The following is a 26,021-nucleotide window of genomic DNA, read 5'->3' on the forward strand; positions in this document are numbered from 1 at the left end:
CCCGGGGCTTTACGGGTATGCCACGCTTTCTGAAATGGGCGATAAAAATGGTTGCGGAATCCACCGCGATTTGCTATAATGCTTTAGGTATGGTATATACCATCATCTGCTGCATATACGACTGGCCTATTCGGGTCGTGTAAGGCATCAGTCTTATATAACAACTCTGTTCCGGATGGTTCAGGGCGAGAGGAGAGAGATTGATGAAAGCAGGAATTCATCCAGCTTATAAAACAGCAACTGTTACTTGTTCATGTGGCAACACATTCGAAACAGGTTCTGTCAAAGAGGACATCCGCGTGGAAGTTTGCTCAGAATGCCACCCATTCTACACTGGACGCCAAAAATTTGCTGCAGCGGACGGCCGTGTCGACCGCTTCAACAAAAAATATGGCCTCAAAGAAGAAGGCCAAGAGTAAGCCTTTCACATACCCGTCAGGTGCCAACGCGCCTGGCGGGTATTTCATTTTCTGACGGGGCGGCAAGTAGGGATTGTCATGGCTCGGCTGAATTGAAATGGGCAAGGCGGAACTGTCATAGGGCAAGGCGGAACTGTCATGGCAACTGAGGAAACTGTGAGGGCCCGGGTGGAAACTGTCATGGCCCGGTCGGACTGTCATGGCCCGGTCGGACTGTCATGGGAAAAGGTGGAACTGTCATGGCAAATGAGAGGACTGTAAGGGCTCGGGTGGAAACTGTCATGGCTTTATTGATTATGAATGCGTTAGTTTAAGAAAAGATGTTTTGTGAAATGGTCCAGATTGGGTGTGCGAATTGGATTTGGCGCATCGGTTTTTAATACATAGACATCAAAAAGTTATTAATTGGATAAAGAGAGGGGGAACCCCGCATGTACGTCACGATGCAGGGCGGATGGATTGAGGTCATTTGCGGGAGCATGTTCTCGGGAAAGTCCGAGGAGTTGATTCGCCGCGTAAGGCGCGCGCAGTTTGCCAAGCAGAAAATTGCGGTGTTCAAACCGGAAATCGATGACCGGTATAGCGAAGAGGCCGTGGTCAGCCATAATGGGACAACCGTCATTGCCAATCCGGTTGCAAGTTCAAGCCATATTGAGGAGTTTGTCACCGAAGATTATGACGTCATCGCCATCGATGAAGCGCAGTTTTTTGACGAAGGCATTGTCGATACGGTGATGGAGTTGGCAGACCGGGGATTCCGCGTCATCATTGCAGGGCTGGATCAGGATTTCCGCGGTGAACCGTTCGGGCCGATGCCGCGTCTGATGGCAGTTGCGGAGCATGTCACGAAATTGCAGGCCGTCTGCACGGTATGCGGATCGCCCGCCAGCCGGACCCAGCGGCTGATCGACGGAACACCCGCGGGTTATGATGATCCTGTCATACTGGTTGGTGCCTCTGAAGCATATGAGCCCCGTTGCCGGTTGCATCATGAAGTCCCAAAAGGCATCAGTGTCAACCCTTTGTTTAGAGAATAGAAAGTGCAACCCGTCCGGCAGTCTCCGGGCGGTTTTTTGGTGTGGGGAACGTTTCGAGGTTTGGGGGGGATGTTGTGAGGTGGTAGTGTTATGTTTCGAGGTTCAAGGGAAACATTGTGAAGTGCGCGGTGAACGTTTCGAAGATCGCCCGAAACGTTGTGAGGTGGCGGAAACGTTTTGAGGTAGAAGTGAAACATTTCGAGGTGGAGATAAAACGTTGCGAACTGAGTGGAAAATGTTTAGAAGTGTCCAGTCGTTTCGAGGTTTGTTGAAAATATTGTGGGGTCGTCCCAAAATGTTTCGAGGTTCAAGGGAAACATTTCGAGGTAGAGGTAAAACGTTGTGAACCGAATGAAAAACGTTTAGATGTGCCCGGCCGTTTCAAGGTTGAGCCGATATGTTGTGAGGCAACATCGAAACGTTTTAAGGGTCGGATGAAACGTTTCCAGTTTCAGCCGAAACGTTGTGAGGTACAGCGGAATGCTTTGAAGCACAGCGAGGTCCCGGCTGAGATACGTGCCGGGACCCCAATCACAGACAATGTCCGCTCTGGACCTGATGCAGCTCCACTCCTCTGCCCCCAACTCCAGAGAAACCACTGTATTTCCCCCGGCATTTCCCGTACAATGAACGTACAAAACAGTCCTAAAGATGAGGTGTGCAAGTATGTTTGAGAGGCTGCAGGCAGTGGAGGATCGATATGAGCATCTGAATGAGTTGCTGAGTGATCCTGAAGTGGTCAGTGATATGACGAAGCTTCGGGAGTATTCGAAAGAGCAGTCGGGATTGCAGGAGACTGTGGAAACGTATCGATCTTATAAACAAGTGAAATCCGAGTTGGATAGTGCTAAAGAGATGTTGCAAGAATCGCTTGATGACGATATGAAAGAGCTGGTCAAACTGGAAGTGGCGGAGCTTTCCGACCGCATAGAGGAATTGGAGGCCCAGTTGAAATTATTGCTTGTGCCGAAAGATCCGAACGATAGTAAGAACGTTATCATGGAAATCCGTGGAGCGGCCGGCGGAGATGAGGCGGCGCTGTTTGCGGCGAGCCTGTTCCGCATGTACAGCCGGTATGCGGAGCATAACAACTGGAAAATTGAAGTGATGGATTCCTCGCCGACCGAGCTGGGCGGTTTCAAGGAGATCATTTTCCTCGTCAATGGGGCGGGGGCCTATTCCAAACTGAAGTTCGAGAATGGGGCGCACCGGGTGCAGCGTGTGCCGGAAACCGAATCGGGGGGGCGGATTCATACGTCCACCGCAACGGTTGCTTGTTTGCCGGAAGCGGAGGAAGTCGAAATCGACATCCATGAGAAAGATATACGGACAGATACATTCGCCTCGTCCGGTCCCGGAGGGCAGTCCGTCAATACGACGATGTCCGCAGTTCGGTTGACGCATCTCCCGACGGGCATCACGGTGTCCTGCCAAGACGAAAAATCGCAAATCAAAAATAAAGAGAAGGCGATGAAAGTGCTGCGTGCCCGGATTTACGACAAGTTCACACGGGAAGCGCAGGCGGAATACGATGAGAAGCGGAAATCCGCCGTCGGGACAGGAGATCGTTCCGAACGGGTGCGCACGTATAATTTCCCGCAAAACCGGGTGACGGATCACCGCATCGGGTTGACAATCCAGAAACTGGATCAGATCATCGAAGGGAAACTCGACGAAGTCATCGATGCACTCATCATGGAAGAGCAGGCGTACCGTCTGGAAAGCTTGGACCGCCATGACTGAGAAAATCCACGAGGCGCTGCATCGCGCCTCTTCTTTATTGGAAGAGCGCGGGCTCGAACTGAATACCGCGCGTCTGTTGATGGAGTCGGTGACTGGGAAGAGGGGTGCGGCATTACTAGCGGATTTGCGCGAACCATTGACCCCTGGGCAGCATGAAAAGTTTTGGAATCAAACCGAAGACCTGCTCGCAGGGAAGCCCGTCCAATATATTATCGGCGCCGAAGATTTCTATGGGCGCTCATTTCTTGTCAATGAACATGTCCTCATTCCGCGGCCGGAGACGGAAGAACTCGTACTGGGGGCAATCCGACGCGCCCGTCCCCTTTTCGGTGACCAAGCGATCCAAGTGGCGGATATCGGCACCGGAAGCGGCGCAATTGCCGTCACGTTCAAAAAGGAGTGGCCCGAAGCGATCGTGAGCGCAACGGACATTAGCGGGGAAGCGCTCACCGTGGCGGCGGAAAATGCAGCCCGTCATGGGGCGGATGTGACGTTCCTGCGAGGTGACATGGCGGAACCGCTCGCTGGTCGAAAATGGGATGTCATCCTCTCCAATCCTCCGTATATCGCTATCGGAGAGGCCGGGCAAATGTCGGCAACCGTCCTCGATCATGAACCGCATGGCGCTTTATTCGCGGAAGAGGAAGGGTTGTTCTTCTACCGGAAGCTTGCCGAAACGTTGCCTCCGTTGATGAAGGCGCCCGGCTTGATCGGCTTGGAAATCGGCCATTTGCAAGGCCCCGCTGTTCGCCGGCTGTTCGAAAAAGCGTTCCCTGGCGCGGTGGTGGAAGTGGAGAAAGATATTAACGGCAAGGACCGGATGATATTTTGCAAGATTGGTGAATAGATTTCTCCTCCCCTGGCAACAATGCAGGTAGGAGGGGAAAGATATGTTGCCAGATTACGTGATTACGAGAAAGAAACCAATTGTGGATAAAATTTTGCTGTTCCTCGAGATGATTCTTCTGCTCATCATCGTCCAGGCGGCCATTGCCTTATTGACGATGGCTCCGGAAGAGGAGGAGACGGTCCGGTTCCGGGTGTTGGCTCATTCCGATGCGCCCGCCGACCAGCTAGTCAAGCAGGAGATTCAACAGTCGATCGCGCCATTGATTGAGCAGGCGTTGGCTTCATCCAGCTCAAAGGCGGAGATTGTGGGTAACTTGGAATCGGTGGAACAGGAGATTGTGGCCATTGCCGACAGTCTGGCAGGAGGCCGTGATATTTCCTTTGTCAGGACGGATGCCCTGTTTCCGCCGAAGCGCTCAGGCTATTTCATTCATCCGCAGGCGCAGTACGATGCCTATATTTTGACGATTGGCAGCGGACGTGGGGATAATTGGTGGTGTGCATTATTTCCAAAAGTCTGTTTTCCGGACAAAGAGAAAGAGGATGAGAAGGTCAAATTCTTCATCTGGGAGTGGATAAAAAAGCTGTTTGATTAAGTTTATCAACAAAAAATGTGGATAAGTTGTTGAATATGTGTATAAAAGGGGGTTTATTGAATGGAAACGATTCTTATTTCCGTGGATAACTCTATGGATAATGAAAATGTTTATGAACAGGCTGTGGATATATTGAAAAAGGGAGGGGTCGTCTCTTTTCCGACCGAGACGGTATACGGACTCGGGGCTGTGGCAACGGACGAAGCGGCCGTTCGGAAAATTTTCGAAGCGAAAGGGCGGCCTTCCGACAATCCACTTATTGTACATATCGGAAATGCTGAAGAGGTCGAGGAGTTTGCGACCGGCATTACGGCTGATGCGAAAAAGCTTATGGAAGCATTTTGGCCGGGTCCCCTCACCTTGGTGTTTGAAATGAAACCCGGTCGGATTGCGCCGAATGTGACGCCGGGTGTGGAAACGGTCGGCATTCGGATGCCCGATCATCCGGTGGCGCTCCGACTATTGCGTGCATTGGGCGAGCCGGTAGCTGCGCCGAGTGCGAACCGCAGCGGCAAACCGAGCCCGACGGAAGCCACTCATGTGCTGGATGATCTGGATGGGCTGATTCCGATGATTCTGGACGGGGGACGGACGGGGGTTGGCGTCGAATCGACAGTTCTCGACATGACTACAGTACCGCCGACCATCTTAAGGCCAGGCAATACGACGCGTGAAATGATCGAGGAAGTGATCGGCCCGGTTCAAATCGAAGTCGGTGAAATTGAAAAGGCTCCCCGGTCTCCGGGAATGAAATATACCCATTATGCGCCCGACGCCCCTTTATTCGTCATTCATCCGGATGGTCGGAAATTGGAGGCGGCAATCCAAACTTTGCAAAGCGAAGGGAAGAAGGTCGCGGTCGTCGGTCCGGATGAAATGCAAACCGATGCGGCGGAATGGTATTTTTCCATCGGTTCGCTGCATGATCACGAAGCGATGGCGTCCAATTTATACCGGGCGCTCCGGCAATGCGATATGACGAAAGCGGACATCATCCTCGCCGTGGAGACGGATTTGAGCGGTGTCGGAGTGGCTGTGATGAACCGGCTGATAAAAGCGGCGGACGGAAAACAATATAGTGATCGAACTGAATGATCGAATATGTATGACCTCCTTGGCATCCGCATAAGATGGACGGATGTGGTTTGCAAGGAGGTTTTCAATTGGCGGAACTTTTCGCGGCGGGTGTGACGACTCTTGACATTGTAGTCGTCTATGCGCTTTTGCAAGTGAGACGGGGCAGAATGATTCTTGCATTGTGGACGGCATGTCTCAATATTGTCCTCCCTTTCATCGGTTACGCGGTGGGGGAGTTTTCGGCGCATCTCTTTTCGGGATGGAGCAGTTTGCTCTCCGGCGTCCTGCTGGCGTTGATCGGTCTGCATATGCTTCTCCAAGACGATAGCGGCCCGCAAGCGACACAGGTACACCCATTCCTGGTCGCTTTGGCCGTGAGTCTGGATTCCTTTTCGGTCAGCGTTTCTTTTGGTATGCTTCAAATGAATAAACTTCTATTTATCGCCGCATCCGGATTCTTCTCCCTTTTCTTTGCGTATGCCGTTCTCGTATTGCGGACTAAGCTTGGTATAAGAAATGGAAGAGTTCTAAGGATTATAGCAGGGTCTGTTTTGACGATTATGGGGATTATGTCTTGTTTTAGTTGAAAATATCTATTCCTTAATTCATAAAAATTCGTTATTCTTAAGAGAGATGGTGATTTGAAATGAAAATTTACATGATTTGCACTGGAAATACATGCAGAAGTCCGATGGCAGAAGCGATTTTACGGGCAAAGGAATTGGAAGGCGTAGAAGTCCGGTCGGCGGGAATCCATGCGATGGATGGAGCTCCGATTTCTTCGAATGCCCAACAATTGATCGAAGAAGCGGGGATGCCGTATACGCCGGTTTCCCATATGTTATCGGAAGAGGATTTGGAATGGGCGGACGCTGTGTTGACGATGACGGCGGCGCATCGATCGGTATTGCACCAAGCTTATCCGGACTTGGCCCATAAGATTTTCACAATCAAAGAATTTGTACGACCTGATGCAATGGAAGATGTCCAAGATCCGTTTGGCGGAAGTCTGGAAACCTATCGCCGCACATTCGAAGAGTTGATGCAAATTATGGACGAGCTGGAGCGGAAATTGACGGAGGGATGAAAATGAAGAAAAACGGGAAAAAATTTGGGTTGCGAAAGAAATTGGTCCTTTTTGTAGCAATTTTGGCTATCATCACTTATTCCACAAGCGCATTTTTCATCTACGTGCTGCAGCCAAATTTCTTCCCGGACTTTGAACCGTTCTGGTTTGCAATCATGACGTTCGCCATGGGGATTGCGTGGTCGGCCATTTTGGCGGCCGTATTCGGCACGATTTTAACGAAAGCGTTGCAGAAATTGGAGAAAGCGGCCATTCAAGTCGCGGAGGGGAAACTCGCGACAGAGGTCGAGCTTCCGAAGACTTCTGATGAAATCCGCTCTGTGGCAGAGGCATTTTTCCAAATGCTTGAGAACTTGCGGACGATTGTCGGCCAAATCGAGGACAACTTCAAGCAGACGGCGAGTACGGTCGATCATTTATCCAAAGAGACAGGCACTGCTGCAAGACAGGCGGATGCTGTCGCCATGACGATCATGGAGATTTCGTCCGGTGCCGAGGAGTCCGCGGCCTCCATCCAAGAAACTGCGGAAGCGATTGAAGAAGTCAGGGTGCTGGCTGTCGAAGTGAATGGCAGAGCGGAGAGCTCCAAGATCCAATCACAAGAGATGTTGGCGGAATTAACCCGCACGACAGCGACTTTCCGCTCCTTGGTGGATGGGATCCGCAACATGGCGGACCGGAGTGAATTATCGCTCGGAACCATCCGCCAGTTGGACAACAATGCGCAAAAAATCGGCGAGATTGTCCAACTGGTCGGAAACATTGCAGCGCAAACGAATCTTCTTGCTTTGAACGCATCCATTGAGGCGGCGCGGGCCGGCGAGCACGGAAAGGGCTTTGCGGTCGTAGCGGAGGAGGTCCGGGTGCTGGCGGATGAAAGTGCCAAAGCCGTCCAAGGCATTTCTGCATTAGTCTCCACAATCCAGACAGATGTCACGAAAGTCGTCCAGGAAATTGAGGAGCAGGTCAGGACGGCAGTCATCGAAGCCGAACGGGCGAATGAGACAAGTGGTGACATGGAAGCGATGACCGGTAAAGTGAACGGCATGGCGGACTCTGTCGTGGAGATCACCAAATTCGTCGAGAACCAGCTTGCCAGCATCGAAACGACGGCGCGCCAGTCCAGGGAAGTGGCCGCCATTGCTGAAGAGACATCGGCTGGGGCGGAAGAGGTCAGAGCCGCCACGGAAGAACAAGTGCAGTCCATCGAAAAAGCGGATGAAATTGCAGCTCATCTGAAAAAACAGGCAGAAGACCTTTACGAAGTCATCAAACAATTTGATCGAAATGATGAGGGTTTCGGAAAACACAACCGGTAAATTCAACTGGGTTGTGTTTTTTTTGTCGAATTGGTGGTAGAATGTTTGTGAGTATATTACGAAAAGAGGGACGCAGTGAAAATCGCGATTTCTTCAGATCATGGCGGCAATAATTTGCGCCGTGAGATCATTGAATTACTGGTTGAGATGAACATCGAATATGTTGACTTCGGACCGGACTCGGAGGATTCTGTCGATTATCCGGATTTTGCCGAACCGGTCGCCACGGGAGTCTCCCTAGGGAACTTTGACCGTGGCATTCTGATTTGCGGAACCGGAATCGGCATGTCCATTGCTGCAAATAAAGTGAAAGGCATCCGTTGCGCGCTAGTCCATGACGTGTTCAGTGCCAAAGCGACACGCCAGCATAACGATTCGAACGTGCTGGCGATGGGAGAGCGGGTCATCGGTCCCGGGTTGGCACGGGAAATCGTGTCGGCTTGGCTGAAAACGCCTTTCGAAGGCGGGCGTCACGAGCGTCGGATCGGCAAGCTGATGGAGCTCGAGGAGTAAGGAAGGCAGGTGTCGATAGTGGATGCTTTACATTTATGGAAGCTTCAACTGGAACAACTGTTAGATGAAATGGCCGAACAAGCCCCGCCGGTGCGCGGGACGTTTTTCGTCATCGGCTGCTCCACTTCCGAAGTGGCCGGCAAACGAATCGGAACGGGCGGCGCCTTGGAAATCGGAGAGGCATTTTTTGGCCCGTTGCAGGCATTCGCCAAAAAGTACGGAGTGCATCTCGCATTTCAAGGATGCGAGCATATCAACCGTGCTTTGACGATTGAACGGAAGGCAAGCGAGAAATACGGACTCGACCCGGTGTCGGTCATTCCGGTCGTCCGAGCGGGCGGGTCCATGTCGGCCTACGCCTATCAACATTTGGAAGACCCGGTCGTCGTGGAATCCCTCCGTGCCCACGCCGGGATCGACATCGGACAGACGATGATCGGCATGCACCTGCGGCCGGTAGCCGTCCCGCTCCGGACTTCCATCCGGCAAATCGGCGACGCGGTCGTCACCATCGCAACAACCCGGCCGAAGCTGATCGGCGGGGAACGAGCGGTCTATCGGGTCGAATAAAAATAAGGTTTTCATTCGACCCGGTGCACTACTATAAACAATAAAGGGGAAATAGTACATGGATTTAAGCAACGTACAACGGAACGACGCGGCTGTATATGAGGCAATCATGGCTGAGAAAAATCGTCAAAATTCCAACATCGAACTGATCGCTTCCGAAAACTTCGTCACAGAAGCGGTTATGGAAGCACAAGGCTCCTACTTGACGAATAAATATGCGGAAGGCTACCCAGGCCGACGCTATTACGGCGGCTGCGAGCATGTCGACGTCGTCGAAAACATCGCCCGCGACCGTTTGAAAGAGATTTTCGGAGCAGCGTACGCGAACGTCCAACCGCACTCCGGTGCACAGGCGAACATGGCTGTGTATTTCACAGCGCTGAAACCAGGCGACACGGTGCTGGGCATGAATCTTTCCCACGGCGGCCACTTGACGCACGGAAGCCCGGTCAACTTCTCGGGTGAATTGTACAATTTCGTGGAATACGGCGTAAGCAAAGAAGACGAGCGCATCGATTATAACGATGTCCGTGAAAAAGCGTTGGAACATAAACCGAAAATGATCGTGGCAGGCGCAAGTGCGTATCCGCGTGAAATCGACTTCGCGAAATTCCGTGAAATCGCGGATGAAGTCGGCGCGTACCTCTTCGTCGACATGGCCCATATCGCAGGCCTTGTTGCAGCGGGAGAACACCAGAACCCAGTGCCGCACGCGCACTTCGTTACATCCACAACACATAAAACATTGCGCGGCCCACGCGGCGGCTTGATCTTGGTGAATGAAGAATTCGCAGAAGAATTCGGCCGCAAGCTCGACAAATCGGTATTCCCCGGCATCCAAGGCGGCCCGCTCATGCACGTCATCGCAGCGAAAGCTGTGGCGTTCGGAGAAGTACAACAACCGGAATTCAAAGAGTATGCCAAACAAGTGAAACGCAATGCGAAAGCACTTGGCGAAACATTGGTCGCAGAAGGCGTCGATATCGTCTCCGGCGGTACGGACAACCACCTGATTCTATTGAAACTGAACTCCCTTGAGCTCACAGGGAAAGTCGCAGAACACGTGTTGGATGAAGTCGGCATCACAGTGAACAAAAACACTGTCCCATTCGACACCGAAAGCCCATTCGTCACATCGGGCATCCGGATCGGGACGCCAGCCGTCACGACACGCGGATTCAAAGAAGAAGAAATGAAAGAAGTCGGCCTCATCATCGCCAAACTTCTCAAAAACCACGAGGACGAGGCAGTCAAAGAAGAAGCACGCCAACGCGTCGCTGTCCTCACTGCCAAATTCCCGCTATACAGCTAATGAGAAACCGCCCGGGCTACGCCCGAGGCGGTTTTTTGGGGGGCGCGGCGGAAGAGGATTGCTCATAACGGAGTGCTCCGCTCCGATAAGCGTACTTCCACGCTCATAAGGGGGAGCATGGCGCTCATAACAGCGGGTGCCGCGCTCATAAGAGGTTTCATGGCGCTCATAACAGCGGGCGCTGCGCTCATAAGTGGTGGCCTCGCGCTTATAAGAGCGGGTGCTGCGCTCATAAGAGGTTGCAAGGCGCTCATAACAGCGGGCGCCGCGCTCATAAGAGGTGGCAAGGCGCTCATAAGAGCGGGTGCTGCGCTCATAAGTGGCGGCCTCGCGCTCATAAAAGCGGGTGCTGCGCTCATAAGAGGTTGCAAGGCGCTCATAACAGCGGGCGCTGCGCTCATAAGAGGTTGCAAGGCGCTCATAACAGCGGGCGCCGCGCTCATAAGAGGTGGCTTCGCGCTTATAAGAGCGGGTGCTGCGCTCATAAGTGGCGGCCTCGCGCTCATAACAGCGGGCGCTGCGCTCATAAGAGGTTGCAAGGCGCTCATAACAGCGGGCGCTGCGCTCATAAGAGGTTGCAAGGCGCTCATAACAGCGGGCGCTGCGCTCATAAGAGGTTGCAAGGCGCTCATAACAGCGGGCGCTGCGCTCATAAGTGGTGGCCTCGCGCTTATAAGAGCGGGTTCCGCGCTCATAAAATCGTACTCGTCGCTCAAAACACTATGTCCCGCGCCGATACCTTGTGCCAAGCGCTGATCCCTTGTGCCAAGCACTGATCCCTTGCGCCGAGCGCCAATCCCTTGCGCCGAGCGCCGATACCCTGCGCCAAGCACCGATCCCTTGAGCCGAATGCTGCTAATTCCGTGCCCGCGCTGATAACATCGCGACAGTGCCGATGACTCGGGCTTAGCGCGGATACACTCCGTGCCAGTGCCGATAATTCCACTCCACCGCCGATAACCCCGCACAACCATACCAACTCCAACGTCTCCCCACCCCATGACTCGTCCCTCCAACCTCCTTCAAAACCCTATCCCAGCCAATGTTCAAACAATGCTCCAAATGTCGGTTTTTCATTTGACCCGGAATGGTTTTGAATCTGCTATAATGGACAGGACATTCCGAAAAGGAGCGAATAGTTATGCCGAAAGTACATGTTTTTGATCACCCGCTCATCCAGCACAAATTGACCTTTATCCGTGATGCCAACACGGGGACGAAGGAGTTTCGTGAACTGGTGGATGAAGTGGCGACTCTCATGGCGTATGAAATCACCCGTGAGATGCCTTTACAAGAGGTGGAAATTGATACGCCTGTCCGCAAAGCGAAGTCCAATGTGTTGGCGGGGAAGAAAATCGGAATTGTGCCGATCCTGCGAGCCGGGATCGGGATGGTCGATGGAATCTTGAATTTGATCCCCGCTGCCAAAGTGGGACATATTGGATTGTATCGTGACCCGGAGACGTTGATGCCGGTTGAATATTATGTCAAGCTGCCGAGCGATGTATCGGAGCGTGATTTCATTCTCGTCGATCCGATGTTGGCGACAGGGGGGTCGGCGATCGAAGCTGTGAACTCCTTGAAGAAACGCGGAGCGAAAAGCATAAAATTCATGTGTCTGATCGCTGCACCGGAAGGCGTGAAGGCGTTGACAGACGCACATCCGGACGTCGATGTGTTTATCGCGGCGCTTGATGAAAAGCTGGATGAGAAAGGGTATATTGTTCCTGGACTCGGAGATGCGGGGGACAGACTTTTCGGAACAAAATGATCTGGAAGGCGTGAACGTGTTGAAACGCAAATGGAAAGTGATGACAATTTTTGGCACACGGCCTGAAGCCATCAAAATGGCCCCGCTCGTGCTGGAACTGCAAAAACATGAGGAAGAGATCGAGTCGATCGTGACGGTTACCGCGCAACATCGACAAATGTTGGACCAAGTCCTCGAGACATTCGGAATTCAGCCGGATTATGATTTGAATATCATGAAGGATCGTCAAACATTGGTGGATGTCGCGACGCGGGGATTGGAAGGATTGGACCGCGTCATGAAAGAGACGGAACCGGATATTGTGCTCGTGCACGGGGATACATCGACGACTTTCATCGGAAGTCTCGCGGCTTTCTACAATAAAATAGCGGTTGGCCACGTCGAAGCGGGACTGCGCACATGGGACAAACATTCACCGTATCCGGAGGAAATGAACCGCCAATTGACAGGAGTGATTGCGGATCTTCATTTTGCCCCGACTGAAAAGTCCGCCCGTAATCTACGGGACGAAGGAAAGCCGACAGATCGGATCCATATTACAGGGAATACGGCAATCGATGCGCTCCGGACGACAGTGCGCGACGAATATGCCCATCCTGTCCTGGACCAGTTGGGAACGGATCGCCTTCTCTTATTGACAGCCCATCGAAGGGAAAATCTTGGAGAGCCGATGCGGAATATGTTCCGGGCCATCAACCGCTTGCTGGACAAGTATGCGGATCTCCAAGTGATTTACCCGGTCCATATGAATCCGGCGGTCCGGGAAGTGGCCGACGAACTGCTCGGCAACAACCCGCGCGTCCATCTGATCGAACCGCTGGAAGTGGTGGATTTCCACAACTTTGCTGCACGTTCCCATATTATTTTGACCGATTCGGGAGGCATCCAGGAAGAAGCTCCGTCCCTTGGGAAACCGGTGATCGTCCTGCGAGACACGACAGAAAGGCCGGAAGGGATCGAAGCGGGGACGCTGAAACTGGCGGGTACCGACGAAGATACCATATTCGAATTGACGGACGCTTTGCTATCTAATGAAGAGGAATATCACAAAATGGCCCACGCTTCCAATCCATACGGAGACGGCTACGCCTCCGAGCGGATTGTGGACGCCTTGAAGGCTTATCTAGCTTCTCAATAAAACCTTGACAACCGGGGCGATCCCGGTTGTTTTCTTTTATTGAAGAAATTGAGCGGATTGGGGCTGTCCAGAAAGTGGATTTCCGGTTAAACACGCAAAAAGCAAGGGCTCTGGTCGCTTTCCGCGGGCCAGCCGACGAGCCTCCTCCGGCATACAGCCGTGCGGGGTCTCGTCGGCCGGCTTTCCCGCAGGAGTCTCCCGGCGCCCTTGCTTTTTGCTAGTATCCAACTCTGTGCCTGGACTTTTCGGACAGCCCCGATCTGCGAAACTGTCATGGCAATCCGCCCAACTGTAAGGACAATCCCCAAAACTGTCATGGCGCGCGCGAACTGTCATGGCAATCCACCCGACTGTCATGGCAAACCCCGGAACAATCATGTCCCCACCCGAAACCGCCAAGCTCGAATCCCACAACCAACCCAAAACCCCATCACCAACCCCACCCGACCCAAAAATTCACTTCAACTTCTCAAATTTGTCGTTTGTTTGACAAAACTGTCGCTATGTGAAGATTTTCACGGGAATCAATTGACATCAAATTTGCGCTATTGTATGCTAACAAAGGATAAGAATGATAGGGTTTCATCTATATAAAAATGAACCGTCACCGAACCGTCGAGGTTTCGATCATCACATCCCAAATCGTCGATTGGTGCGGAAAGTCGGGTGTCGCTTCCACAGCAGGTATCTACGCTTCTTGACACCGAATCGACAATACCCTAGCAATTTTCAGGTTTCCATCCTTTGCGGAGTCTGCCGGTAACAGGCTGGACAGCGACACGGGAACCACCCCGCTATCCTTTTGTGTTCACTTGCAAGGTCTGTTCATTGGCAGGTGGACAAGCTCCACACGATCCCAAAATAAGAATTCAGGAGAACGACTAACTATGCAAACACTCCAAGAAATCCATAAAAGGCAAAAGAGGGTGCTCTTTTTTTTGCTTGCATTGTTCGTTCTTGGGTGGGCGTTTACTGGATTTCCACAAATTTTTGCTGGATTAATCCTCGGTTCTTTGTTCGGATTGTATAATTTCTGGATTCTTGTCCGTAGAATGGAAAGATTTGACCGTACGATTGCGGCAGGGAAAGGGAGAGCTTCCATAGGGACTGCGATGCGTTTCGCCTCAGGTGTAGCCGCGGCGGCCATCGCAATTTCGTTACCGGAACACGTGGACATGATCAGTACGGTGATCGGTCTCATGATTCCTTATGTCCTGTTATTGGTTGACAGGATCATTTATCACGCAAGACATCAATAATCCGACTTGTCAAAGGGAGGTGAACGAAACTTGAACCATGAAAACCCGTTATGGACGGCTTTCGAAGGAACGGCTTTTGAATTGACTTTCAACTTATCAAACGTTCTGATGCTTTTTATCACCTGTCTCATAGTCTTCCTGATCGCCGTTGCGGCAACACGTAATTTGCAAGTCAAACCGACAGGGATGCAAAACTTTTTCGAATGGATTATGGACTTCGTCAAAGGGATCATCAAGAACAACATGGACTGGAAAACGGGAGGCCGCTTCCATGTCCTCGGCATCACGCTCATCATGTTCGTTTTCGTAGCCAACGTATTGGGATTGCCCATGGCGATCTCATGGGATTATAAGCTATGGTGGAAATCACCGACGGCGGATCCTGTCATCACGATGACACTCGCCACGATGGTCGTTGCCCTGACCCACTACTACGGCGTCAGACAGCTGGGCATGAAACAGTACCTCACAGGGTACATCAAGCCGTTTCCATTCTTGGCTCCAATTAATATCATTGAAGAATTTGCAAACACGTTGACTCTCGGTCTACGTCTTTACGGAAACATCTACGCGGGGGAAATCCTCATCGGACTACTCGCATCACTCGGGGCTTCCAGTTTCTTCGGCTTTGCCGGCGCATTGGTTCCCGCACTGGCTTGGCAAGGGTTCTCCCTCTTCATCGGAGCGATCCAAGCATTCATTTTCGTTATGTTGACGATGGTCTATATGGCGCACAAGGTCAATACAGATCATTAAACATATAATGCCCGTTTTTCCGGGCGAAAAACAAAAAAACAAGAAAATTTAGGAGGAAATAAAACTATGGTAGGTTCAGTTGGTCTTTTAGCAGCAGCACTCGCAATCGGTCTTGGTGCACTTGGTGCAGGTATCGGTAACGGTTTGATCGTTTCCAAAACAGTCGAAGGTATCGCTCGTCAACCGGAAGCACGCGGTGTGCTTCAAACGACAATGTTCATCGGGGTAGCGTTAGTTGAGGCCCTTCCGATCATCGCTACAGTTGTCGCGTTCATCGTAATGAACCAATAATAGAAACATGATTTAGCAGTCTTCGGACACTTGGAGTGACCGGATAGCTAGGCGTAATTGATTGATAGTCAAAAATGGCGAAGAGCGCAATTTGTAGTCCTTCGCCATTCCTTTATGTATAGGAAGACCCTGATTATGCAAATAATGAACGAATTCGATATCGTACAGGTTCCCGCGGACATCCGACGGGCCTGATTGAAGCCTTCGGCGGTACATAAGAAGCCGAGGCATGATTGACAGAGGCAGAAGCACTTGAAGGGAGTGAAACAATCGTGTTTTTGGATAACTTCGTCCTATTGGCTGCAGAAGCACCCAATTCAGGATTTCTAGCAAGTTTGAATAACAGATTGAACCTGGGCGATATTATCGTCACGGTCGTATTTTTCACGATTCTGATGATTCTTCTGAAAAAATTCGCATGGGGCCCATTGATGGGTGTCATGGACCAACGTGCCGAATTGATCGCAAAAGAAATCGAAGAGGCTGAAAAAAGCCGCGCAGAATCCCAGAAGCTATTGGATGAACAACGTAATCTCTTGAAAACCGCTCGTGAAGATGCACAGCAAATCGTAGAGAGCGCCCGCAAACAAGGGGATGCCCAACGTGAAGAGCTTGTACAGGCAGCACGCGCTGAAGTGAGTCGCATGAAAGACTCGGCAGCACTTGAAATCGCGACGGAAAAAGAAAAGGCCATCGCGGCAGTCCGCGAAGAATTCGTATCCCTTTCCATCTTGGCTGCGTCGAAAGTACTCGGTAAAGAAGTGTCCGAGGAGGATAACCGCGCACTGATTGAGGAGACGATTGTGAAAGCAGGCGATGCGCAATGAGTCAATCCGTAGCGGCAAAACGCTATGCGCTCGCATTGTTTGAACTAGCGCAGGAAAAAGGGCTTACGGGACAACTTCGGGAAGAGCTTCTCGAAGTGAAGAAAGTGTTCCTGGACAATGAAAAGCTCGGCGAACTATTAGAGACGCCGAGACTCACCGAGGAAGCGAAAAAGAATTTATTGTCGGGTGCGTTCCAAACGGCAAACCCGTATGTCTTAAATGCACTTTTCGTCTTGCTTGAAAAGAAACGCATCAACGAAGTCGTGAACGTAGTGGAAGAGTTTGTCGAGTATGCCAATGATGCAGCTGGTGTGGCGGACGCGAAAGTTTACTCCACCCGTCCATTGACGGAAAGCGAAAGCCAATCGATTTCTGCAGCATTCGCTAGAAAAGTCGGCAAGCTATCCTTACGCATTGAAAATATTATCGATCCGAGCCTGATCGGAGGCATCCGCCTTCAAATCGGCAACCAGATCTACGATAGCAGTTTGAGCGCGAAGCTCAACCGCTTGAAACGGGACCTGATCGGTTCCTAAATCTGAATTTTGAGGGGTGACATACATGAGCATCAAAGCTGAGGAAATCAGTTCTCTTATAAAGCAGCAGATTGAAGGATATCAATCTGAAATGGAAGTGAGCGAAGTCGGTACGGTCATCGTCATTGGTGACGGTATCGCACGTGCTCATGGCCTCGACAACGTCATGGCTGGAGAACTTTTGGAATTCTCTAATGGTGTCATGGGTATGGCGCAAAACTTGGAAGCGAACAACGTCGGTATCGTTATCCTTGGACCATACACAGATATCAAAGAAGGCGATGAAGTACGTCGTACAGGCCGTATCATGGAAGTTCCTGTCGGTGAAGAATTGATCGGACGCGTCGTCAATCCGCTTGGTCAACCAGTGGATGGACTTGGTCCGATTGCCACAACGAAAACCCGTCCGATCGAAAGCCCGGCACAAGGTGTCATGGCGCGTAAATCGGTTCACGAACCACTCCAAACAGGTATCAAAGCGATCGACGCATTGGTTCCGATCGGTCGTGGACAACGTGAATTGATCATCGGTGACCGTCAAACCGGTAAAACTTCGGTCGCGATCGACACGATCCTCAACCAAGCCGACCAAGATATGATCTGTATCTATGTTGCGATCGGACAAAAGGAATCCACAGTCCGCGGTGTTGTTGAAACACTTCGTAAAAACGGTGCCCTTGATTACACGATCGTCGTTACAGCATCTGCTTCACAACCGGCTCCGCTTCTATACCTTGCGCCATACACAGGCGTTACGATGGCGGAAGAGTTCATGTTCCAAGGAAAACACGTTCTTGTCGTATACGATGACCTATCGAAACAAGCGGCTGCATACCGTGAACTTTCCTTGCTACTTCGTCGTCCTCCAGGCCGTGAAGCCTACCCAGGTGACGTTTTCTACTTGCACTCCCGTCTACTCGAGCGTGCTGCTAAATTGAACGATACATTAGGTGCAGGTTCCATCACAGCACTGCCATTCGTCGAAACACAAGCAGGGGACATCTCCGCTTATATTCCGACGAACGTAATCTCGATCACTGACGGACAGATCTTCCTTCAGTCCGACCTCTTCTTCTCGGGTGTACGTCCAGCGATCAACGCCGGTCTTTCCGTATCCCGTGTAGGTGGTTCGGCGCAAATCAAAGCGATGAAGAAAGTTGCGGGTACGCTTCGTCTCGACTTGGCGGCATACCGTGAGCTTGAAGCGTTCGCTCAATTCGGTTCCGACCTTGACGCTGCGACAAAAGCGAAACTGGATCGCGGAGCGCGTACGGTTGAAGTCTTGAAACAGGACTTGAACAAACCGTTGAAAGTCGAATACCAAGTTGTCAGCCTTTACGCATTGACACGCGGATTCCTGGATGATGTCGCAGTCAAAGACATCCTTCGGTTCGAAAGCGAAATCAACACATGGCTCGAATCCAACCACACTGAAGTTTTGGAACATATCCGTACGACAAAAGACCTTCCATCAGATGATGTGATGGCTGACGCAATCAACGCGTTCAAGAAAACTTTTGTACCGTCCGAATAAATGACTAGCTATATAAAATGAACAACTGAATCGTCCTTTGTAGCTCCAGTTGCTTGGAGTGGAAGGCGGCGACTCCAGCGAAGGACGTCACGAAGAACGGCCTTTGTGCCAAAAAGCGTAGCGTTTGGCAACAGGAGGATGCCTTAATTTCTGCAAAATACGCAGAAATACGGCAAATCGAACCCTACGCAGTTCGATTGATTGAAGCCGTGCCCGCGGAAAGCGTCCGCCTGGAACGGAAAGCAACGGTTTGTTTTATACTGTTCTATAAAAAACGATAAGGTGGTGAATTGCCAGTGGCATCATTACGCGATATAGAAACTCGTATTAAATCGACGAAGAAGACAAGCCAGATCACGAAAGCGATGCAGATGGTTTCCGCTTCGAAACTGACGCGTGCCGAGCAGAACGCAAAAGCGTTCGTCCCATACATGGAGAAAATCCAGGAAGTGGTAGGCTCCATCGCGGCAGGGACAAGCGACTCCGGCCACCCGATGTTGACATCGCGACCTGTCAAAAAGACAGGATACATCGTCATCACATCGGATCGTGGACTTGTAGGAGGTTACAACGCTAACATCCTCCGGGTTGCGAGACGTGCCATCGAATCCCGTCACAAGTCGAAAGACGAAGTGATGATCATCGCAATCGGTCGTAAAGGGTTTGAATTCTTCAATCGGATGGGGTTCAATGTCGTTGAAAGTCTCATCGGCTTGTCCGACCATCCTACATTCGGGGAAATCAAAGACATCGCGAACCGTGCTGTTGGCATGTTCACAGAGGGCGTCTACGATGAAGTGTACTTATACTACAACCACTTCGTTTCCGCCATCTCAAGCGAAGCGACTGAAAAGAAATTGCTTCCGCTCACAGATCTCACATCAGCACCGACGGCGTCCTATGAGTTCGAACCGTCAGGAGAAGCGATCCTGGAAGTTCTACTTCCGCAGTATGCGGAAAGTCTCATATTCGGCGCGGTGCTCGATGGAAAAGCGAGCGAACATGCTTCCAGTATGACAGCGATGCAAACCGCTACAGATAATGCTTCTGAATTAATAGATTCTTTAACACTTTCATTCAACCGTGCCCGACAAGCCGCGATCACGCAAGAAATTACGGAAATCGTCGGTGGCGTCGCCGCTCTCGAATAAGGGCGGACCAGGCAGGGAAACGAGTAAGACAGGAGGGAAAAGCATGAATAAAGGACAAATTCTTCAAGTTATGGGTCCGGTTGTCGACGTTAAGTTTGACGGCGGAAACCTGCCGGATATCTATAACGCATTGAAGGTCCAAATCCAACGTGCGAATGCGGAAGCTGAAACGTTGACATTGGAAGTCGCATTGCACCTTGGTGACGACTCCGTCCGTACGATTGCGATGTCATCGACAGACGGCCTACAACGCGGTGCGGAAGTTCTAGATACAGGTGCTGCCATTTCGGTTCCAGTAGGTGATGTGACTCTAGGACGCGTATTCAACGTACTAGGTGAAGTCATCGACTTGAGGGAGGAGATCCCGGCTTCCGAGCAACGCGATCCGATCCACCGTTCGGCACCAACATTCGAAAACCTTTCAACAGAAGTTGAAATCCTGGAAACAGGTATTAAAGTAGTTGACTTGCTTGCACCGTACATCAAGGGTGGTAAAATCGGCCTCTTCGGTGGTGCGGGTGTAGGGAAAACTGTTCTAATCCAAGAATTGATCAACAACATCGCGCAAGAACACGGCGGTATCTCCGTATTCGCAGGTGTTGGGGAACGTACACGTGAAGGAAACGACTTGTACCATGAAATGACGGACTCCGGCGTTATCAACAAAACGGCGATGGTCTTCGGTCAGATGAACGAACCACCGGGTGCGCGGATGCGTGTAGCACTTACCGGTTTGACAATGGCTGAATACTTCCGTGACGAGCAAGGGCAAGACGTTCTTCTCTTCATCGATAACATCTTCCGTTTCACACAGGCAGGTTCCGAGGTATCGGCGCTTCTTGGCCGTATGCCATCAGCGGTTGGTTACCAGCCGACACTTGCTACGGAAATGGGTCAATTGCAAGAACGGATCACATCGACGAACGTCGGTTCCGTTACTTCGATCCAAGCGATCTACGTACCGGCGGATGACTATACGGACCCGGCTCCGGCTACGACATTTGCTCACTTGGATGCAACAACGAACTTGGAACGTAAACTATCGGAAATGGGTATCTATCCAGCGGTTGACCCGTTGGCGTCCACTTCCCGTGCACTAAGCCCTGAAATCGTAGGGGAAGAGCACTATGAAGTTGCACGTCAAGTACAGTCGACGCTACAACGGTACCGTGAGCTTCAAGACATCATCGCGATCCTCGGTATGGATGAATTGAGTGAAGAAGACAAGCTGGTCGTTGGACGCGCACGCCGTATCCAGTTCTTCCTATCTCAAAACTTCCACGTGGCAGAGCAATTCACAGGCCAAGCGGGATCCTACGTGCCAGTTGCTGAAACGATCAAAGGATTCAAAGAGATCCTGGATGGCCGTTACGACCATCTTCCAGAAGACGCGTTCCGCCTAGTCGGCCGCATCGAGGAAGTCATCGAGAAAGCAAAAGGCATGGGTGTCGAAGTCTAATCTTCAGATAAAAATCTTTATAAGCCTCCGGCAGAACTTACCCTGGATCATGCGATGACTGAATGTGCTGCGCTATTCATGGGCGTGGGACACGCGGATGACAGTCGGAAGACTGGAGAACGCGAAAACCGGGCCTCGCCATGATCCGGGGATGCTGTTTTCTGCACCGGAAGTGATGCGGCAATCGCGATACCCCGGAGGCGTTCGATTAAAGGGACCAGGAGGAAAAAAAATGAAGACCATGAAAGTCAATATCGTCACTCCCGACGGCCCTGTCTGTGAAACTGAGGCGGACATGATCATCGCAGCCGCCGAATCGGGCGAAATCGGGATTCTTCCCGGCCACATCGCAATGGTGGCACCGCTTCAAATCGGAGATCTTCGTCTGAAAAAAGACGGTGCGACAGAACATGTTGCCGTACACGGCGGTTTTATCGAAGTCCGTCCGGACGTTGTCACCGTATTAGCCCAAAGTGCAGAAATGGCAGCCACAATCGATTTAGCACGTGCGAAAGCAGCAGCTAAACGGGCAGAAGAAAAACTGCGGGCTCAATCGGATGAGAAAGAACACCAGATAATGGAATACGCTTTGCAACGTGCCATTACCCGGATCAAAGTGTACGAAACGAGATTATAAGCCATCTTCATTCAGCAAAGACCCGAGTCCTTACGGGGCGGGAGATGAATGCGGAGTGTCTTTTCATTCACCAAGGCGGACAGGGGATGCACATCTTCTGCCCGTCTTTTAACTTTGTTTGGCAGGCTACATACAGACACAGGATCCGAACAGGACATCCGGATGTCCGCGTTGCCTGAGAAGGGGCGGCAGGATCGAGTCGGAGGAAGGGCGTCTAAGATGTGCCTCAGCAAAGAATGCGGCAAATCGGACCATTTGCTCTACATGCAGACTTCAAGCTCGACACATTACGCCGGGCGTATTTGATTTGTGAAAAAAGCGGAAGGACGTGAGGAGATGCTAGGATATCATCCCCTTTTGGTGATTGCCTCCCATATTTTCTTCATCGGTGTTTCATTTTTTGCGTTGCAAGCGGTGAGATCGGAGAAAATTATCCGGAAAAACCGGGTTTTGCAAGCGCAGCTTCTATTCATTTTGATCAGCATTTCCATCGGTTGGGCTGTATCAAATTTCTTTTTGGAGATATCCTATTGGTCAAGACGTATTCCATTCTTATTTGAATGAAGGACGGACACTTCCGCTCGGCATGGCATCGCCGCACATATGACATATGAAAGGCCTGTCCGTATGTGGGGCGATGGTATGTAGGCACTTTAGGATTCAGAGAGGTTTTTTTTTCGAACGGCGGGGAAAGAAAGGAACAGAGAAGCTGTCCTCTCCGAACGATGACACAAATCGTCAAATGTGTACATATTATAGACTATTCGGAAGTCACATGGAAAATAGCCCGGAGGCAGCTTGTTTAATTAGCCGGGGCACTGTAAAATAGTATGTGTTTTTATGCTTAAAATCATGACAAAAATATCGAAATAAATGACGGCATCATGTCTAGGTACAACACTGGAGTCGGAGGGGCTTATTTTGGATAAAATTATTATAACAGGCGGGCGGGTACTGAAGGGCAACGTTCGAGTCGAAGGGGCAAAAAACGCGGTATTGCCTATTCTTGCAGCAGCTTTGCTTGCCACAAAAGGCACGAACATTATTCGCGACGTCCCGGATCTTTCGGACGTGGGCACAATCAACGAAGTGTTGAGAAGCCTGCATGCAAGGGTGGAATATTCCCCGGAAGATGGAGAAGTTCGAATCGACTCGTCCGGACAATTATCGACAGAGGCACAGTTCGAATATGTCCGGAAAATGCGTGCTTCCATCTTGGTGATGGGCCCATTGCTTGCACGTCACGGCTTTGCCAGAGTCGCTCTGCCAGGAGGCTGCGCCATCGGGTCACGCCCGATCGATCAGCATTTGAAGGGCTTTGAAGCGATGGGAGCGGAAATTACATTCGGTCATGGACATGTCGAAGCGAAAGCGGAACATGGGTTGAAAGGCGCGAAGATTTATTTGGACTTCCCGAGTGTCGGAGCCACCGAAAATATTATGACAGCCGCTGCATTGGCGGAAGGCACAACCATTATCGAAAATGCGGCAAAAGAGCCGGAAATTGTCGATTTGGCGAACTTCATCAATGAAATGGGTGGCAGAGTCGTCGGCGCGGGAACGGATTCAATCCGAATCGAAGGCGTTACGGAATTATATGGCACAACTCATCATATTATACCTGACCGGATTGAAACCGGGACCTTCATGGTAGCCGCAGCAATCACGGGGGGCGATATCATCATCGAGAACGCCGTCCCGGAACATAATGCAGCTCTCATTTCCAAAATGGGTGAAATGGGCGTCAGCATTACAGAACTCGAAGAAGGCATCCGGGTGAAAGCGACACATCCATTGAAAGCGGTCGACCTGAAAACAATGCCGCATCCCGGATTCCCGACAGATATGCAATCCCAGATGATGGCGCTCATGCTGACATCGGAAGGAACGGGCGTCCTCACGGAAACGGTATTCGAAAACCGATTCATGCACGTAGAGGAATTCCGCCGGATGAACGCGAACGTCAAGATTGAAGGGCGCTCCGTGATCGTCATGGGACCATCCAAGCTGCAAGGAGCGGAAGTCGCCGCAACCGACTTGCGTGCCGCTGCATCTTTAATCCTGGCAGGACTCGTCGCAGAAGGCGTCACCCGCGTCACAGAACTCGAACACCTCGACCGCGGCTACGTCAACTTCCACGGCAAACTCGCCGCCCTCGGAGCGGACATCATCCGCATCTCCGAAACATCCGAAGAAAAAGCAAAACAATTCGCTTAAAAAAAGCCGCCGACCGCGGCTTTTTTTGTTTTGAATAAAGCATTGGCGTACGGCGCGCTCATAAATTGTGGTAAGTGCCCATAACAAGCAGCTCCCCGCCCATAACAAGCAGCTTCCCGCCCATAACTCGCGTGCCGCGCTCATAGATCTGCAATGGCGCTTATAAATAGTAGTCCGCGCTCATAACAAGTGGCTTCCCGCCCATAACTCGCATGCTGCGCCCATAGATTTGCATTGGCGCTCATAAATGGCAGTCGTCGCCCATAACAAGCGGCCCAGCGTTCATGGCTCGCGTGCCGCGCCCATAGATCTGCAATGGCGCTTATAAATAGTAGTACGCGCTCATAATTTGCGTGCTGCGCCCATAGATCGCCATCGCCGCTCATAAGAAGTGGCTCCGCGCTCATAACTCGCATGCCGCGCTCATAGATCTGCAATGCGCTTATAAATAGTACTCCGCGCCCATAACAAGCGGCTCCCCGCCCATAGATCTGCATCGTCGCTCATAAATCGTGGTCCGCGCTCATAGTCCGTCGTATAACGCCCATAACTCCTCCCTCCGTATTCTGCGATGTCATCTAACGCATAACCTCGAAACGTTTCTGTTCAACTTCAAAACGTCTGTTGCGAGCTTCGCAATGCTTTTGTATCAAACCTTGCAAAATCCACCTAATCTTGGAAGCTCTCAACGTTTCTACTTCACCTCCAAACATAATTCCTAAACCTGACAACGCCCCCGCCATACCTCCCAACATAAACTCCAAACCTCTCAACGCTCCCGCTCCGCCTCTCAACGTATCCGCCAAACCTCGAAACGCTCCCGTCCCACCTCTCAACGTTTCCACTCCACCTCTCAACCCTTCCACTCCACCTCGAAACGCTTCAACCCCACCTCGAAACCCTTCCACCCCCTAAAACGGAATAATCCCTCCCATCCCCTCATACACTTCACCATGGACAAACTACTCACCGTTTTTTTCATAATTCTACTATTTTTCATCCCCATCCTATTGAAACAGCCGTTGCCTACGAAAAATCTTACGGAGGAGTTGCACGAAGAGTTATGTCCCGTCGTGATCCGGGTGGAAGGCATCAAGGAGCCGATCCCCTTGGAAGAGTATGTGGTGGGGGTTGTGGCGGCGGAGATGCCGGCAACATTCCATCCTGAGGCGTTGAAGGCGCAGGCGATTGCCGCCCGGACGTATGCTTTGCGCTCGACTGACAGCGGGAAGAAGCCGATTGCGGCCGATGTGTCTGCACAAGTGTATGCGACGGAAGCGGATCGGAAAGAACGTTGGAAGAAAGAGTTCAAGCGCAATGAAAAGAAGGTGCGCAGCGCGGTCGAAGCGACAGCGGGGGAAATCGTCAAATATGAAGATCAACTCATCTCCGCCATGTTCTTCTCCACATCGAACGGCAAGACGGAAGCCGCGAAAAACTTCAGCGGGAACGACATCCCCTATTTGCAGAGTGTCGAGAGTGCGGGGGAGGAACAAGTCGCGCCCCAAGTGGAACGCCAAATCGAGATGTCGCTGGCTGACTGGAACCGGGCCATGGGCAATCAATGGAATGCCGATCATTTCCGCTCCCTTCAGCTCGTCCGGAACCCGACCGGCCGCGTCCAGAAAGCGGTCACCACCGGTTATGAAACAAGCGGCAGGGAGATGCGGGATTTGCTTGGACTCGCTTCGACCGATTTTGATATCGCTTTTGATGTGACGAATGAAATCGTCCATGTCACCACGACAGGGTACGGCCATGGGGTAGGGATGAGCCAATACGGCGCGGAAGCATACGCGCAGAAAGGATGGAATGCGGAAAAGATTCTTCAACACTATTACACCGCGACCGAAATAAAAAAATTCAAATTAGATGATTCCGAGTGTTTAAAAACTCCTTCACTTGCAAATAATAGCAAGTGAG

Annotated in this window: 29 protein-coding genes and 1 pseudogene; 29 read left to right on the forward strand and 1 reads right to left on the reverse strand. The window is 51.3% G+C overall.

The genetic code is table 11. The features are described 5' to 3' along the window. Window positions 1–203 precede the first annotated feature (203 nt). The 28 genes and pseudogenes from rpmE to murA all read left to right on the forward strand — a co-directional run bounded on the left by rpmE (window position 204) and on the right by murA (window position 24,098). Window positions 204–419: a 50S ribosomal protein L31 gene (rpmE, locus tag OXB_RS07345; RefSeq protein ID WP_041073117.1), complete on the forward strand. Its 216-nt coding sequence runs from the start codon at window positions 204–206 to the stop codon at window positions 417–419. A 138-nt stretch (window positions 420–557) separates the two neighbouring features. Next, window positions 558–680 (forward strand): hypothetical protein, encoded by a 123-nt coding sequence (locus OXB_RS19300; RefSeq protein ID WP_269447831.1) that lies wholly within the window; start codon window positions 558–560, stop codon window positions 678–680. A gap of 170 nt (window positions 681–850) precedes the next feature. Further along, window positions 851–1,456, forward strand: coding sequence for a thymidine kinase (locus OXB_RS07350; RefSeq protein WP_041073119.1), 606 nt, complete (start codon window positions 851–853; stop codon window positions 1,454–1,456). Between the two features lie 666 nt (window positions 1,457–2,122). Continuing rightward, complete coding sequence (gene prfA / locus OXB_RS07355) at window positions 2,123–3,199, forward strand: peptide chain release factor 1 (protein ID WP_041073120.1); 1,077 nt, start codon at window positions 2,123–2,125, stop codon at window positions 3,197–3,199. Further along, a complete protein-coding gene (prmC, locus tag OXB_RS07360) occupies window positions 3,192–4,046 on the forward strand; it encodes a peptide chain release factor N(5)-glutamine methyltransferase (RefSeq protein ID WP_041073121.1) in 855 nt (284 codons plus the stop codon). Before prfA ends, prmC begins: the two co-directional genes overlap by 8 nt. Before the next feature lie 43 nt (window positions 4,047–4,089). Further along, entirely contained in the window at window positions 4,090–4,644 is a 555-nt protein-coding gene (locus OXB_RS07365) for a stage II sporulation protein R (protein ID WP_041073122.1), read from the forward strand. A gap of 60 nt (window positions 4,645–4,704) precedes the next feature. After that, window positions 4,705–5,739 (forward strand): L-threonylcarbamoyladenylate synthase, encoded by a 1,035-nt coding sequence (locus OXB_RS07370; RefSeq protein WP_041073123.1) that lies wholly within the window; start codon window positions 4,705–4,707, stop codon window positions 5,737–5,739. A 68-nt stretch (window positions 5,740–5,807) separates the two neighbouring features. Then, window positions 5,808–6,308, forward strand: coding sequence for a manganese efflux pump (locus OXB_RS07375; protein ID WP_041073124.1), 501 nt, complete (start codon window positions 5,808–5,810; stop codon window positions 6,306–6,308). 59 nt (window positions 6,309–6,367) lie between these two features. Beyond that, window positions 6,368–6,808, forward strand: coding sequence for a low molecular weight protein arginine phosphatase (locus OXB_RS07380; protein ID WP_041073125.1), 441 nt, complete (start codon window positions 6,368–6,370; stop codon window positions 6,806–6,808). A gap of 167 nt (window positions 6,809–6,975) precedes the next feature. Then, a pseudogene (locus tag OXB_RS19425) lies at window positions 6,976–7,158 on the forward strand (HAMP domain-containing protein); the annotation flags it as partial. Between the two features lie 123 nt (window positions 7,159–7,281). Further along, on the forward strand, window positions 7,282–8,127 hold the full coding sequence (locus OXB_RS19430; RefSeq protein WP_442852903.1) for a methyl-accepting chemotaxis protein: 846 nt from the start codon (window positions 7,282–7,284) through the stop codon (window positions 8,125–8,127). A 75-nt stretch (window positions 8,128–8,202) separates the two neighbouring features. Then, window positions 8,203–8,640: a ribose 5-phosphate isomerase B gene (gene rpiB / locus OXB_RS07390; protein WP_041073127.1), complete on the forward strand. Its 438-nt coding sequence runs from the start codon at window positions 8,203–8,205 to the stop codon at window positions 8,638–8,640. An 18-nt stretch (window positions 8,641–8,658) separates the two neighbouring features. Then, on the forward strand, window positions 8,659–9,210 hold the full coding sequence (locus OXB_RS07395; protein ID WP_041073128.1) for a TIGR01440 family protein: 552 nt from the start codon (window positions 8,659–8,661) through the stop codon (window positions 9,208–9,210). A 58-nt stretch (window positions 9,211–9,268) separates the two neighbouring features. After that, window positions 9,269–10,522: a serine hydroxymethyltransferase gene (gene glyA, locus OXB_RS07400; RefSeq protein WP_041073129.1), complete on the forward strand. Its 1,254-nt coding sequence runs from the start codon at window positions 9,269–9,271 to the stop codon at window positions 10,520–10,522. 117 nt (window positions 10,523–10,639) lie between these two features. After that, entirely contained in the window at window positions 10,640–11,278 is a 639-nt protein-coding gene (locus OXB_RS17895; RefSeq protein WP_052483904.1) for a hypothetical protein, read from the forward strand. A gap of 385 nt (window positions 11,279–11,663) precedes the next feature. Continuing rightward, window positions 11,664–12,293: a uracil phosphoribosyltransferase gene (gene upp / locus OXB_RS07410; RefSeq protein ID WP_041073132.1), complete on the forward strand. Its 630-nt coding sequence runs from the start codon at window positions 11,664–11,666 to the stop codon at window positions 12,291–12,293. A gap of 40 nt (window positions 12,294–12,333) precedes the next feature. Beyond that, entirely contained in the window at window positions 12,334–13,431 is a 1,098-nt protein-coding gene (gene wecB, locus OXB_RS07415) for a non-hydrolyzing UDP-N-acetylglucosamine 2-epimerase (RefSeq protein ID WP_231860396.1), read from the forward strand. A gap of 887 nt (window positions 13,432–14,318) precedes the next feature. Continuing rightward, window positions 14,319–14,690: an ATP synthase subunit I gene (locus OXB_RS07425; RefSeq protein WP_041073135.1), complete on the forward strand. Its 372-nt coding sequence runs from the start codon at window positions 14,319–14,321 to the stop codon at window positions 14,688–14,690. A gap of 30 nt (window positions 14,691–14,720) precedes the next feature. Beyond that, the gene (gene atpB / locus OXB_RS07430; protein WP_041073136.1) at window positions 14,721–15,446 is read left to right on the forward strand and encodes a F0F1 ATP synthase subunit A; all 726 of its coding nucleotides are present in this window, start codon (window positions 14,721–14,723) and stop codon (window positions 15,444–15,446) included. A 66-nt stretch (window positions 15,447–15,512) separates the two neighbouring features. Next, window positions 15,513–15,737, forward strand: coding sequence for a F0F1 ATP synthase subunit C (gene atpE / locus OXB_RS07435; protein WP_041073138.1), 225 nt, complete (start codon window positions 15,513–15,515; stop codon window positions 15,735–15,737). A 272-nt stretch (window positions 15,738–16,009) separates the two neighbouring features. Next, window positions 16,010–16,564: a F0F1 ATP synthase subunit B gene (atpF, locus tag OXB_RS07440; RefSeq protein WP_084212548.1), complete on the forward strand. Its 555-nt coding sequence runs from the start codon at window positions 16,010–16,012 to the stop codon at window positions 16,562–16,564. After that, entirely contained in the window at window positions 16,561–17,100 is a 540-nt protein-coding gene (locus OXB_RS07445) for a F0F1 ATP synthase subunit delta (protein ID WP_041073140.1), read from the forward strand. The genes atpF and OXB_RS07445 overlap by 4 nt, the downstream gene beginning before the upstream one ends. A gap of 25 nt (window positions 17,101–17,125) precedes the next feature. Further along, complete coding sequence (gene atpA / locus OXB_RS07450) at window positions 17,126–18,634, forward strand: F0F1 ATP synthase subunit alpha (RefSeq protein ID WP_041073142.1); 1,509 nt, start codon at window positions 17,126–17,128, stop codon at window positions 18,632–18,634. A 296-nt stretch (window positions 18,635–18,930) separates the two neighbouring features. Next, the gene (atpG, locus tag OXB_RS07460) at window positions 18,931–19,785 is read left to right on the forward strand and encodes an ATP synthase F1 subunit gamma (RefSeq protein WP_041073146.1); all 855 of its coding nucleotides are present in this window, start codon (window positions 18,931–18,933) and stop codon (window positions 19,783–19,785) included. 43 nt (window positions 19,786–19,828) lie between these two features. Next, window positions 19,829–21,244, forward strand: a complete 1,416-nt coding sequence (gene atpD, locus OXB_RS07465; RefSeq protein ID WP_041073148.1) for a F0F1 ATP synthase subunit beta — start codon at window positions 19,829–19,831, stop codon at window positions 21,242–21,244. A gap of 232 nt (window positions 21,245–21,476) precedes the next feature. Further along, a complete protein-coding gene (locus OXB_RS07470; RefSeq protein ID WP_041073150.1) occupies window positions 21,477–21,881 on the forward strand; it encodes a F0F1 ATP synthase subunit epsilon in 405 nt (134 codons plus the stop codon). A 336-nt stretch (window positions 21,882–22,217) separates the two neighbouring features. Next, window positions 22,218–22,445, forward strand: a complete 228-nt coding sequence (locus tag OXB_RS07475) for a DUF1146 family protein (RefSeq protein WP_041073151.1) — start codon at window positions 22,218–22,220, stop codon at window positions 22,443–22,445. Window positions 22,446–22,802: 357 nt separating this feature from the next. Continuing rightward, entirely contained in the window at window positions 22,803–24,098 is a 1,296-nt protein-coding gene (murA, locus tag OXB_RS07480) for a UDP-N-acetylglucosamine 1-carboxyvinyltransferase (protein ID WP_041073153.1), read from the forward strand. 140 nt (window positions 24,099–24,238) lie between these two features. Here the strand turns inward: murA and OXB_RS07485 are convergent, their stop codons facing one another. Next, on the reverse strand, window positions 24,239–24,595 hold the full coding sequence (locus OXB_RS07485; protein ID WP_041073156.1) for a hypothetical protein: 357 nt from the start codon (window positions 24,593–24,595) through the stop codon (window positions 24,239–24,241). A 552-nt stretch (window positions 24,596–25,147) separates the two neighbouring features. Here OXB_RS07485 and spoIID point away from each other — a divergent pair. Further along, window positions 25,148–26,020, forward strand: a complete 873-nt coding sequence (gene spoIID, locus OXB_RS07495) for a stage II sporulation protein D (protein WP_231860372.1) — start codon at window positions 25,148–25,150, stop codon at window positions 26,018–26,020. Window position 26,021: the final 1 nt, after the last annotated feature.

The sequence above is a fragment of the Bacillus sp. OxB-1 genome, assembly GCF_000829195.1.
Classification (GTDB): Bacteria; Bacillota; Bacilli; order Bacillales_A; family Planococcaceae; genus Sporosarcina.

Coding starts and splice junctions, on each gene's coding strand:
- rpmE (WP_041073117.1), top strand. CDS start 204: ATGAAAGCAGGAATTCATCCAGCTTATAAAACAGCAACTGTTACTTGT.
- OXB_RS19300 (WP_269447831.1), top strand. CDS start 558: ATGGCAACTGAGGAAACTGTGAGGGCCCGGGTGGAAACTGTCATGGCC.
- OXB_RS07350 (WP_041073119.1), top strand. CDS start 851: ATGTACGTCACGATGCAGGGCGGATGGATTGAGGTCATTTGCGGGAGC.
- prfA (WP_041073120.1), top strand. CDS start 2,123: ATGTTTGAGAGGCTGCAGGCAGTGGAGGATCGATATGAGCATCTGAAT.
- prmC (WP_041073121.1), top strand. CDS start 3,192: ATGACTGAGAAAATCCACGAGGCGCTGCATCGCGCCTCTTCTTTATTG.
- OXB_RS07365 (WP_041073122.1), top strand. CDS start 4,090: ATGTTGCCAGATTACGTGATTACGAGAAAGAAACCAATTGTGGATAAA.
- OXB_RS07370 (WP_041073123.1), top strand. CDS start 4,705: ATGGAAACGATTCTTATTTCCGTGGATAACTCTATGGATAATGAAAAT.
- OXB_RS07380 (WP_041073125.1), top strand. CDS start 6,368: ATGAAAATTTACATGATTTGCACTGGAAATACATGCAGAAGTCCGATG.
- OXB_RS19430 (WP_442852903.1), top strand. CDS start 7,282: ATGGAGATTTCGTCCGGTGCCGAGGAGTCCGCGGCCTCCATCCAAGAA.
- glyA (WP_041073129.1), top strand. CDS start 9,269: ATGGATTTAAGCAACGTACAACGGAACGACGCGGCTGTATATGAGGCA.
- OXB_RS17895 (WP_052483904.1), top strand. CDS start 10,640: ATGGCGCTCATAACAGCGGGTGCCGCGCTCATAAGAGGTTTCATGGCG.
- upp (WP_041073132.1), top strand. CDS start 11,664: ATGCCGAAAGTACATGTTTTTGATCACCCGCTCATCCAGCACAAATTG.
- wecB (WP_231860396.1), top strand. CDS start 12,334: ATGACAATTTTTGGCACACGGCCTGAAGCCATCAAAATGGCCCCGCTC.
- OXB_RS07425 (WP_041073135.1), top strand. CDS start 14,319: ATGCAAACACTCCAAGAAATCCATAAAAGGCAAAAGAGGGTGCTCTTT.
- atpE (WP_041073138.1), top strand. CDS start 15,513: ATGGTAGGTTCAGTTGGTCTTTTAGCAGCAGCACTCGCAATCGGTCTT.
- OXB_RS07445 (WP_041073140.1), top strand. CDS start 16,561: ATGAGTCAATCCGTAGCGGCAAAACGCTATGCGCTCGCATTGTTTGAA.
- atpA (WP_041073142.1), top strand. CDS start 17,126: ATGAGCATCAAAGCTGAGGAAATCAGTTCTCTTATAAAGCAGCAGATT.
- atpD (WP_041073148.1), top strand. CDS start 19,829: ATGAATAAAGGACAAATTCTTCAAGTTATGGGTCCGGTTGTCGACGTT.
- OXB_RS07470 (WP_041073150.1), top strand. CDS start 21,477: ATGAAGACCATGAAAGTCAATATCGTCACTCCCGACGGCCCTGTCTGT.
- OXB_RS07475 (WP_041073151.1), top strand. CDS start 22,218: ATGCTAGGATATCATCCCCTTTTGGTGATTGCCTCCCATATTTTCTTC.
- OXB_RS07485 (WP_041073156.1), bottom strand. CDS start 24,595: ATGCAGATCTATGGGCGGGGAGCCGCTTGTTATGGGCGCGGAGTACTA.